1 protein-coding gene is annotated in these 846 nt (G+C 45.0%); it reads left to right on the top strand.

Annotated elements, in window-relative coordinates; genetic code table 11:
• On the top strand, positions 1-799 hold a 799-nt coding region (locus ACFSNB_RS18730; RefSeq protein WP_377319332.1), incomplete at its 5' end, for an exonuclease/endonuclease/phosphatase family protein.
• Positions 800-846 lie beyond the last annotated feature (47 nt).

Raw genomic sequence — 846 nt, 5'->3', positions numbered from 1 at the left:
CACGGCTGCGCTTTGCTGGAGCAGCCATGAAGAGATACCCCATGCCCAAGGTAAGAGAAACCCAAGTAAGATGGTAGGTGTTGCAAGAGGGCATCAGAGGGCAAACACACTGAAACCATACTCACAGAAAACTAGTCAATCTAATCACACTAGGACCACAGCCTTGTCTAACTCAATGAAACTAAGCCATGCCTGTGGGGCAACCCAAGATGGGCGGGTCATGGTGGAGAGATCTGACAGAATGTGGTCCACTGGAGAAGGGAATGGCAAACCACTTCAGTATTCTTGCCTTGAGAACCCCATGAACAGTATGAAAAGGCAAAATGATAGGATACTGAAAGAGGAACTCCCCAGGTCAGTAGGTGCCCAATATGCTACTGGAGATCAGTGGAGAAATAACTCCAGAAAGAATGAAGGGATGGAGCCAAAGCAAAAACAATACCCAGTTGTGGATGTGACTGGTGATAGAAGCAAGGTCCGATGCTGTAAAGAGCAATATTGCATAGGAACCTGGAATGTCAGGTCCATGAATCAAGGCAAATTGGAAGTGGTCAAACAAGAGATGGCAAGAGTGAATGTCGACATTCTAGGAATCAGTGAACTGAAATGGACTGGAATGGGTGAATTTAACTCAGATGACCATTATATCTACTACTGTGGGCAGGAATCCCTCAGAAGAAATGGAGTAGCCATCATGGTCAACAAGTACTGCATTTTGGACTCTTTTGTTGACCATGATGGCTACTCCATTTCTTCTAAGGGATTCCTGCCCACAGTAGTAGATATAATGGTCATCTGAGTTAAATTCACCCATTCCAGTCCATTTCAGTTCACTGATTCCTAGAA

Origin of the sequence: Phaeospirillum tilakii (assembly GCF_042683125.1) — a bacterium.
Taxonomy (GTDB): Bacteria; Pseudomonadota; Alphaproteobacteria; order Rhodospirillales; family Magnetospirillaceae; genus Phaeospirillum; species Phaeospirillum tilakii.
This window is presented reverse-complemented; position numbering and strand designations above follow the sequence as displayed.